The sequence below is a fragment of the uncultured Gimesia sp. genome, assembly GCF_937910335.1.
Classification (GTDB): Bacteria; Planctomycetota; Planctomycetia; order Planctomycetales; family Planctomycetaceae; genus Gimesia.
The window spans coordinates 1-9,578 of sequence record NZ_CALEMX010000269.1 but is presented as its reverse complement, the minus strand read 5'-3'; the positions used below and the strand labels follow the sequence as shown (position 1 = coordinate 9,578).

Here is a 9,578-nt window from a genome sequence, read left to right as displayed (position 1 = left end):
TTCAGGAAGATCCAGATTTGCGCACAGCTGCCGTCACAATTTGCATCGTTTGTTTCTGCCGCTTTTGAATCGATTGCATCACAGATTTCAGTTTATCAATCGATTGTTCATAATGATGATAAATGTCGATGACTCTCTCTGAGATTTGTTGTTGATTGACCTCATCAATTTCAAAGGTCCAGTCTTTCAGGCCGATGTCATACCACATTTGACCTTTGATCGTATCTGTGGGTTGCCTGACATAAAGACCGGGAGTGCCAAACGCACAGGCAATAATGGGAGAATGACATTCCATACTCAGGACGGCAGACGCATCGCGATATAGTGATCCTGCTTCATCTGGCAGCCAATATTGATCATGCGGGACAACCATCTTTTTCACGTCTGGAGGAAGCGGATCGATAACGAGCGGATGAATAATTTCCGTCTGATAGGTCATTTCGGGACAAACTACAACTTTTTGACCGCTTGTACGGACCCATTTGATAATCGCAGCCCGTAATTTTGCATGATCGATCTCCTGGAATTCCCGATTGATCGATTCCACCTGATGGATTTTCTCTTTTGACCAGCGGATGGATTTATGAATTTTGTGGTAAGGAGTAAATCTAAGTCGAGGGACCGCACAAAGGTATTTCCCCTTTTCTAGCTGATTCTGCTTTTGAAACGTTTTGACTTTGGGATCATCGGTTAAATCAATGGCAAAAGTGGCATCAGGGGCAAAATCCTGATAACCGGAGGTGACTTTGGCATCAGTCAGATTTTTCAGCGAATGCGTTTCGCGTGTGAAGATAAAATCTGCTTCTGACAGAATACTGTGTAATTCTGGATTGATCTCGGAGACCGTGACGCCATAGATCCCATAAGGCTTTCCGGTCGTCTTCTTCCAATGCGCGAGTTCTCTGCGTGACACAACACTGGGACCCGAGCCATGTAGAAAGAAATCTGCCTGCTGAAATGCCTGTTCAAGTGATTCGGAATCCAGTTTTCCATTTTTTTGCAGGCGGCCTTTGACAATTTTTAGATCGGGGAACCGTTTTTTGAGCATGGGTTCCACACCACGATCGACACTATTAGGCCAGAGAATGATTTGCAATTTCGGCGCGTATAATTCCAACAGTTTCAAAATTCCCGGAGAATGACCAATATCACCAATATTGACTGTTTGCCAGCCAGATCGCAGGAGAAGCGTCGGAACACGGTCTGGTTTTTCCGGGAGTTGAGAAAAAGCAGGCTGTTGTGAAAGCAGGCTGCTGTTCAAAACTCCTGCCAATCCCAGAGAGTGACAAAAAGACTGTTTCAACCAAGTTCGACGCGAGAAATCTTGTTGTGGATTGAGCATTCGAGTGAATCATTCTGTCTGAGCTGAGTCTGAAAACATCCAAATAAGAATCTATCAAATCCTTTTTTAGAATAGTACTCTTATCTGTGCAACTGAGTCGACTGATACTATAGTGGTTTTATTGATGGTGATCTTTCTTGATTTCAACGTAACTCTATTTGTAAACCTCTCTGACTAATATGCCTGATCGAATCCAAATCTCCGATTTACTGTTGCGAACTATCATTGGCATCAATAATGAAGAACGAGAAAAGAAACAGGATGTAGTGATCAATATAACGCTACACGTTGATTTGAGAAAAGCAGGCCGTTCAGACGATATTTCTGATGCTGTCAATTATCGGACTATTACGAAAGAAATTATCGATCTGGTTGAAAACTCACGTTTTCAATTAGTAGAAAAAATGGCAGACGAAGTTGCGAAAATCTGCTTAATAGATCAACACGTGCAACAGGCAAGTGTCAGTATAGAAAAGCCTGGAGCACTCCGTTTCACTCGCTCTGTGGGTGTCACCGTGGAAAGGACACGTGAAGATTTTTCCGAAGACTGAAATGAATCGGGTATTTCTGTCATTAGGCAGTAATATTCGTCCGGAGTATTACTTGCCTCAGGCAGTTCACTTGTTGAGTGAACATGGTTTGATTTCCGGCAAATCTTCGGTTTGGCAAAGTAAGCCGGTGGGATATCCTGATCAGGCTGATTTCTTGAACGCTGCAGTGCTTATGGAGACCGCATGTGAGGCCAGTGAATTATTTTCAGATGTGATTCCTGGAATTGAATCACAACTGAATCGAGTTCGCGATCCTGAAAACAAAAATGGTCCACGGACAATCGATATTGATTTGGTGCTGTTTAATGAGGAACGATTTCAGATTGGGCATCGGATCATTCCAGACCCGGACATAGTAGATCGGGACTTTCTCGCTATACCTCTGGCAGAACTGGCACCGGATTTTTGCATCCCCGGTCTGGATAAAAATTTAGCACAGATTGCCAGCGAATTAAAATCCGTAACGGACGCTCAGTTGATTCGCCGAGTTGATGTCAGGCTTTAAGAGTCGCTCAGGATTAAGGCGTCGCCTGGCAGGCAGGCCATCTTGAAAAACAGCCCTTGATCTTCACACTGAGATTTGTAAACGTCGGGCATTTTGCTTTCCGTTTCATCATCCCATTCGAGAATGTACGTCCGTTCTGAGACTTTTTTGCCGCGCACTTCGACCACCATACCGGTCCATCCACCGCAGCAGATTTCCGGAAACTCTGGAACGCAGACCCCCTCTTTTACCTGTATGTTTGAGCCTGCTTTGATAGTTGAAGAAGCCTTTTTTCCCATAGTTGATTTCTACCAAAACATTTTTTTGTCTTTATATCTGAAGGCCTGATCGGCACGTCAGGAGACAGTGTATCGACAATGCAGCATGAATTTCAATTGAAGTAGATCGATAACCGACTGTTAGACGCAAGAATTTGACAATTATCTTGGAAAATACGTCTGAATGAGGTTTTTTTGCATCAGAGCGGCTGAAGACCGGGAGTTTGTGAATTGCATCTTGTAGCGATTTTACAACAGGGAATGATTTCTGTTTTTTACAGAAATAAAACCAGCATAGTGCTATTTCTGAGCTATTGTTTTAGTGGGTAAAACCCTCCCCTCTTGACTTAATTCTCCCAGCGTTTTGCAGGTTAGTAGAAATAAATAGATGTCCGCGGATGGGCATACCAATATTTTCAAGAGGAATGCAATGTTTATACGGCGAAACCGACAGGTGTTAAAAAAACAATCGGATTCATCTCGCTCTGGCACAACTTTAGTTGAGCTGGCATTTGTCGCTCCAGTCTTTCTGGTGTTTGTCTATGCCATTTTTGAATTTGGCTATGCCTATATGGTGTCGAACATTATTCAGGAAGCGACTCAGGAAGCAGCAAAACTAGGACGAGCTGAATCTGTGACAACCGCTCAGGTTGAGACAAAAGTGAAAGCATTACTGGATACAGTATTTGATTCAAATCTGGCAACCATCATGGTTAAGAATGCCAGTCAGTTTGACACGGCAGGTGTTGATGTTTCACAAATCGATTTCTCTGCCCTGCCCGATATTGAGTTAGCAAACGCTGAGAAAGCGCAGTTATTTATTGTACGTGTCGAAGTCCCCTACAAAGATGTCAGATTACTGAGTTCATTTTTTGTTGACCCTGTTGAGGCGGCAGAAGCAGCAACGAAAGAAGAGAGTTTGATTTTGTCGGGGCATACTGTCAGGCGTCACGAATAAACAAAAGAAATATATTTTACCGAATCAGGTAAGCCACTGTTTGCAGGAGTAATTTCATGCGTATCAATCAAAACAGACAAACGAAATCAGAAAAAGTAATTCAAAACCGCCGGGGTGTAGCTGCGGTTGAATTTGCATTAATCGCGCCGGTCTTCCTGGCATTGATTCTGGGAATGGTTGCAGTCCGTCGTGCTGTGCACACTTCCACAATCATGGATGCAGCATTGGCACAATCAGGGCGTCTAGCTTCGATGGATGCCGATTTGGATTTACCGGGTGGCATGAATTTGAATGACAAAATCATTCTTGATGTACGTAATTTTCTCCGGGCATCCGGAGTCGAAAATGATGAATCAAACCTGACGATCACGATTACGCATGCAGATGATGGTTCGGGAAATGCTCTCGATCCCATGCCGAATCCACCCAGTGCAGGAGAAACTTTTGATCTGAGTGATGCAGCCAATCGTAACCGCTTATTTCGAATTGGAATTGAGATACCCGAAAATGCAACAGGTTCCTCACTGACAGATATCATGAACCTGGAAGGATCAAAGGCCAAACCAATGAATGGCGATCCGGTCTGGGACTTAATTTTAAATAATGGCACAACCAAGATCGTCAACTAGGAATACATAATTTCATGAGTATGAGACTCAATCTTCTGGTGAGTATGAGGGGGGAATGATGAAACAGTTAAAAAACTTAATGAGTGAAGAAACGGATTTGCCCGGCGATCAAAATCGCCGTGGTGCGTTCATGGTGATGGCAGTCCCGTTTTTGATTGCAACAATGGGGTTTCTGGCATTTGGCATTGATATCGCAGTGATCACAATGACCAAAACCAGAATGCGAAATGCTGTTGAGGCTGCTGCATTAGCAGCGGCACAACAGATTACCGATGCTGTGCAGACCGCTGCTGATGACATTCAGGAAAATCAGGATGTTGGCAGCGCTGTGCAGGATGCAAACTCGATTGCCGTGGATGCTGCCAGAGCGATGGCAGAGAAAGTGGCTCGGTTAAACGGTGTTTACGTTGATCCGGAAATCGATGTCAAATTCGGTAAACGGTATCAGGACGCCTCTGGAAATGACCATATGATCTGGGGTGAAGGCGCCAAACCTTATAACGTAGTCAAAGTGATTGCTCGGAAAGATAATGCGTCGGAAGGTCAACCTGACTCTAGATTGCAATTGTTCTTTGCTGGTTTGATGAATGAGAAAACGGCTGCTGTTACGACATCGGCAATTGCCTTCATTGAAGCACGCGACATTATACTCGTACTCGACTACTCAGGTTCGATGAGTTACGACAGTCAATATGACGCGATGTCCTCCAGTCGTTTAGGAAAAGCTCCTGTTGAAGATAATCTAGACGATATCTGGAACACGTTGGTTGCCTCTGGTGTGACCTTCTCTAATACTGGAAAACTGAAGTTTCCTGCAACTGGTTTTGGAAAGATCAATTCAGCACAGGGGACTTATAAAAGTTCAGACAATAATTCGAGTGTCTATTACTCGCTCGATCTCGACGAAGTTGATGGTAGTGGAAAACTCAAGTATCCATTTCCTCAGGAAGGAAAAAATTCTTCTGGGAATTTAAAAGGACAGCCCACTGGAAATACGCATAAGAATTTATGGTTAAATTATATTCAATGGGTACGTACAGATTCCTCACCCAAAAATTATGGCTACAAAAAGAAATACGGTTACCGCACTCTGGTTGGTTATCTGATTGAAATGCGAAAGAAAAATAATCAGTCAGAAGATTTGTGGCGTGCTCCAATTTATCCATTCCATGCCATGAAAGAAGGTGTGACGTTATTCACCGAATTTCTTGACGGCTTACAATTTGGAGATTACATCGGACTCGTTACTTATGATGACTCTTCACGCGTCGAATCAGTTCTAAATGATGATGGCGTGCTTGATACCGTTGATCTGGGTGATGAACTTATCACAAATCGTTACACAGATATCGATGCGATTCAGAGACACAAACAGGCATCTCATTACGCACCCTATACCGGCATGGGTTATGGGATTCGTGATGCAAGAGAACTGTTACAGTCACATGGTCGTGTCGGTGCTCGTCCGACGATTCTGGTAATGACCGATGGTAACGCCAACCGTTCTCCTTCTGGCTGGTCACTTCCGGGCAGTTGGAACTGGGATGAAGTTACCGACTTCAACGGTGATGGTCAGTCAGACTATTCAACCAGTAGTCGTGATAAGCAGTATGCTTTCTGGCAGGCAGTCGAAGCTGCCAACCTGGGGTATACCGTGCATACGATGACCGTTGGTGCGGGGGCAGATCGAAACTTGATGGAAGCCATTGCCAAAGCATGTAATGGTATCTGGATTGACGCACCCGGTGGTTCCACTATCGAAGATATGCAAGCACAGTTGCTGGTTGCCTTCGGCAAAATTGCAGCAAACGTGCCGCCTGCCAAGTTGTTAGCTGATCCGGAGAGCGATTTCTAATGAATGCGGATTTCTAGTGATTCGTGCCTGCTTGGGTTAATATTGACCTGAGTGAGAGAGGTGGTTGGAAACAGCCACCTCTTTTTTTTATGACATGTCATGTTATTTAGCAATGTTACTAAATAAGCTGCGGTTGGTGTTGCAAAATCGTTGATGGAGTTAAGGGGCATGTTTTATGGAGGGAAACCTCAAGCAGACTGACAGAATTGCCTGCTTTCTATCCCAAATTACCGAAATCGTATGTGAGAAATCTTCAAAAATATTGCGAAAAAGGAGATATTTTCATCGACGAAGAAATAGGATCTAATCATAATGGTGTATGAATCATTGCATACAGAGAATTAAGTTAATGACTGAGTGCAGTCAATTATAAACTTATCCTTCCACTACTCTCACCCGGTTTGATCACTTGCTCTCATCCTATGAGCCCTCTCAGGATCAATCAGGGGCAATGAGAAGAGATTACCTCTTTTCATCACCAGAGTTAATTTAACTTAGGTTTGCCAAAAGGGGGTTGAGGTTCATGTCCTTCGACAAGTTCCGTTCATTTGTGCTTCTTACGATCATTTTCTGGTCCTGTTCCGTATCTAATCTGTTTGCAGCAAACGCACCCGCTGCAGGAAACAAGATCAGCTTTTATCATCAGGTTCGTCCCATTCTTCAGGCGCAATGTGCAGGATGCCATCATCCACGCAATCCAGAAGGGGAATATGTTGTTACAGAATATTCCCATTTTATCAAAGGTGGGGAAAGTGAAACGATTTCCATCGTACCAGGAAAACCGGAGAAAAGTAATCTGGTAAAGTTGATTACACCTGATGACAACGAAGCAGAGATGCCTAAAGGAAAGACACCTCTTTCTCAAGAACAGATCACTCTGATTCGTACCTGGATTCAACAAGGTGCCGTGAATGATTCTCCCAAGAAAGTAGAATACAAGTTTAATAAGCAAAACCCTCCTGTTTATGCTTCGCCTCCGGTGATTACATCTCTGGCTTATTCACCCAACGGAAAATTACTGGCTGTTGCCGGTTTTCACGAGGTCGTGCTTCACTCTGCGGAAGGAGATAAATTAGTTGGTCGATTGATCGGAAAGTCACAGCGAATCGAATCAATCCAGTTTTCACCGGATGGGAAATATCTCGCTGTCACTGGTGGGACACCGGCCGAGCGCGGCGAAATTCAAATCTGGGACGTGAAGACTCAGTCACTGAAAAAGTCGATTTCACTGACTTTTGACACGATCTATGGCGCCAGTTGGTCACCTGATAGTAAACTGCTGGCATTTGGTTGCACCGATAATACAGTCCGCGTCATCGAAGTCGAAACAGAAAAGGAAGTCTTCTACCAGAATGCCCACTATGACTGGGTATTGGATACCGTCTTTTCGACGGATGGCAGTCATCTGATTTCTGTCAGTCGTGACAGAACGGCAAAACTGGCTGAACTGAAAACTCAGCGATTTATCGATAATATCACTTCAATTACTCCCAAAGCCCTGACAGGAGGACTAGCGACGATTGCACGTCATCCGACTCAGGATACGGTTCTCGTTGGTGGGGCAGACGGGGTTCCCAAGCTCTATCACGCGTTTCGCCAATCAGTACGCGTCATTGGTGATGATGCCAATCTGGTACGTAGCTTTCCGGCGTTGAAGGGCCGTATTTTTGGTGTTGATATTCATCCCAATGGCAAGCAACTGGTAGCCGTCAGCAGTCTGAATCATACTGGGGAACTCAAGGTATTCTCTTTCGAAATCGAGAAGAAATTTCCCGCTGCAATGGTCACGATTCTCTCAAAACGAGTAGTGACTCGAACACCTGCTGAGAAAAAGCAGGTTGCGGGCGCCCGTACCAAGTCCGTCAAAATTGTTAGTGAAGTAGCAGTTCCAGAGTCGGGGCTATATACCGTCCGTTATCACCCTCAGGGAGAAATGATTGCCACAGCCGGACAGGATGGACAGGTTCGAATATACGAGGCAAAAACAGGTCAACTGAAAAAATCATTTGTGCCAGTCCCCTTGCAGACCAGTCAGAAACAACTGGCTCAGGAAAAACAGGCGACTCAGAAAAGTGACGTTGTTCTGATTGATCTTCATCAGAAAAAATTGCCGCAGGAATCATTTTCAAATACAGATCCGCTCGTGAAACTGGAAGTCCAGCCTGCGGTTGCCACAATTGCTCAAAAATATGACACGGTTCAGTTTCTGGTAACCGGACATTTAAAATCCGGAGCCAAAACAGATCTGACACGTCTGGTAAAAGCAAATGTGAATCAAAAAGAGATAATTCATGTTTCACCAATGGGTCTGGTAAAGGCACTTCAACCAGGTATCGCTGATGTCAGCTTCAGCTTACATGGAATAAAGGCGACTGCAAAAATTACCGTCGCAAAATTTCCCGAAAGATACCGTCCCGATTACTGGCGGGATGTTGCACCTGCTTTTACAAAAATGGGTTGTAATTCGGGGTTATGTCATGGTGCAAACAAAGGGAAAGACGGATTTAAACTTTCCCTGCGAGGAACCGATGATCTGTTTGACTTACGAGCCTATTCCGATGACCTCAAATCACGACGTGTCAATCTGGCTTCTCCCGAACAAAGTCTAATACTGTTGAAAGCGATCGCCGAAGTTCCTCATAAAGGTGGCCAGGTCGCGCTTCCCGGGGATGCGCACTATCAGATTGTTGCTTCCTGGATCAAGGAGGGAACTCCTTTGAAGAAGGACGCGTCACGAGTAGCGAGTATAAAAATTACTCCCGAAAACCCAGTGGTTCCACGTGCAGGTCTACTGCAGCAGTTCCGTATTCTTGCTACTTATGACAATGGAGAAATTCGTGATGTTACTTCAGATTCGTTTATTGACTGCAGTAATATCGAAATTGCAACAATGCATCATGGCGGCATTGCAGAAGTACTGAGGCGGGGAGAAGCACCTCTCTTGGCACGCTATCAAGGCAAATATGCCGCGACGACTGTGACCGTTATGGGTGATCGTTCAGAATTTGTCTGGAAACAACTGCCCGTTCATAACTACATCGACAATCTGGTTGATCTGAAACTGAAGAAAACAAAAACGCTTCCTTCCGACTTGTGTAGTGATGTCGAATTTTTACGACGTGTTTATATCGATCTATCTGGCCTCCCTCCCACGATTGATGATGTCAAAGCATTTATGGCTGACAAAAGAAAATCCAATATCAAGCGAAATGCACTGATTGATCGTTTACTTGAAAGTAAGGAGTTTGTTGATCATTGGACAAATAAATGGGCTGACTTGTTACAGGTAAATCGGAAATATCTGGGGCCAGAAGGAGCCAAACTGTTTCGAGATTGGATTCGAAAATCGGTAGCAGACAAAGTTCCCTATGATCAGTTTGCTTATCAGATTTTGTCCGCGTCCGGTTCCAATAAAGAAGTCCCTCCTGCTTCCTACTTCAAAATTCATCGTACTCCCGAAGATACGATGGAAAATACAACG

The 9,578-nt window shown here is 44.4% G+C and carries 8 protein-coding genes; 6 read left to right on the top strand and 2 right to left on the bottom strand.

The features are described 5' to 3' along the window. Window position 1 precedes the first annotated feature (1 nt). Window positions 2-1,342, bottom strand: coding sequence for a polysaccharide pyruvyl transferase family protein (locus tag Q0668_RS11015; protein WP_298864247.1), 1,341 nt, complete (start codon window positions 1,340-1,342; stop codon window positions 2-4). A gap of 179 nt (window positions 1,343-1,521) precedes the next feature. Between Q0668_RS11015 and folB the strand changes: the two genes are divergently transcribed. Then, window positions 1,522-1,893 carry a dihydroneopterin aldolase gene (gene folB, locus Q0668_RS11010; RefSeq protein ID WP_298864244.1) on the top strand — a complete coding sequence of 124 codons (372 nt, stop codon included), beginning with the start codon at window positions 1,522-1,524 and terminating at the stop codon, window positions 1,891-1,893. A 1-nt stretch (window position 1,894) separates the two neighbouring features. Continuing rightward, window positions 1,895-2,398, top strand: coding sequence for a 2-amino-4-hydroxy-6-hydroxymethyldihydropteridine diphosphokinase (folK, locus tag Q0668_RS11005; protein WP_298864241.1), 504 nt, complete (start codon window positions 1,895-1,897; stop codon window positions 2,396-2,398). On the opposite strand, the gene Q0668_RS11000 is transcribed toward folK, so the two are convergent. Beyond that, window positions 2,395-2,676 carry a hypothetical protein gene (locus Q0668_RS11000; protein WP_298864238.1) on the bottom strand — a complete coding sequence of 94 codons (282 nt, stop codon included), beginning with the start codon at window positions 2,674-2,676 and terminating at the stop codon, window positions 2,395-2,397. The genes folK and Q0668_RS11000 overlap by 4 nt on opposite strands. A 409-nt stretch (window positions 2,677-3,085) precedes the next feature. On the opposite strand from Q0668_RS11000, the gene Q0668_RS10995 reads away from it, so the two are divergent. The 4 genes from Q0668_RS10995 to Q0668_RS10980 form a co-directional block, all read left to right on the top strand. Then, a complete protein-coding gene (locus Q0668_RS10995) occupies window positions 3,086-3,613 on the top strand; it encodes a TadE/TadG family type IV pilus assembly protein (protein WP_298864235.1) in 528 nt (175 codons plus the stop codon). Between the two features lie 56 nt (window positions 3,614-3,669). After that, entirely contained in the window at window positions 3,670-4,242 is a 573-nt protein-coding gene (locus Q0668_RS10990; RefSeq protein ID WP_298864231.1) for a TadE family protein, read from the top strand. Window positions 4,243-4,297: 55 nt separating this feature from the next. Continuing rightward, window positions 4,298-6,097 carry a vWA domain-containing protein gene (locus tag Q0668_RS10985; RefSeq protein ID WP_298864228.1) on the top strand — a complete coding sequence of 600 codons (1,800 nt, stop codon included), beginning with the start codon at window positions 4,298-4,300 and terminating at the stop codon, window positions 6,095-6,097. Between the two features lie 523 nt (window positions 6,098-6,620). After that, on the top strand, window positions 6,621-9,578 hold a 2,958-nt coding region (locus Q0668_RS10980; protein ID WP_298864225.1), incomplete at its 3' end, for a DUF1549 domain-containing protein.

Excerpts from the sequence above, each read along its gene's own strand:
- Q0668_RS11015 (WP_298864247.1), bottom strand. The coding sequence starts at position 1,342 with ATGCTCAATCCACAACAAGATTTCTCGCGTCGAACTTGGTTGAAACAG.
- folB (WP_298864244.1), top strand. The coding sequence starts at position 1,522 with ATGCCTGATCGAATCCAAATCTCCGATTTACTGTTGCGAACTATCATT.
- folK (WP_298864241.1), top strand. The coding sequence starts at position 1,895 with ATGAATCGGGTATTTCTGTCATTAGGCAGTAATATTCGTCCGGAGTAT.
- Q0668_RS11000 (WP_298864238.1), bottom strand. The coding sequence starts at position 2,676 with ATGGGAAAAAAGGCTTCTTCAACTATCAAAGCAGGCTCAAACATACAG.
- Q0668_RS10995 (WP_298864235.1), top strand. The coding sequence starts at position 3,086 with ATGTTTATACGGCGAAACCGACAGGTGTTAAAAAAACAATCGGATTCA.
- Q0668_RS10990 (WP_298864231.1), top strand. The coding sequence starts at position 3,670 with ATGCGTATCAATCAAAACAGACAAACGAAATCAGAAAAAGTAATTCAA.
- Q0668_RS10985 (WP_298864228.1), top strand. The coding sequence starts at position 4,298 with ATGATGAAACAGTTAAAAAACTTAATGAGTGAAGAAACGGATTTGCCC.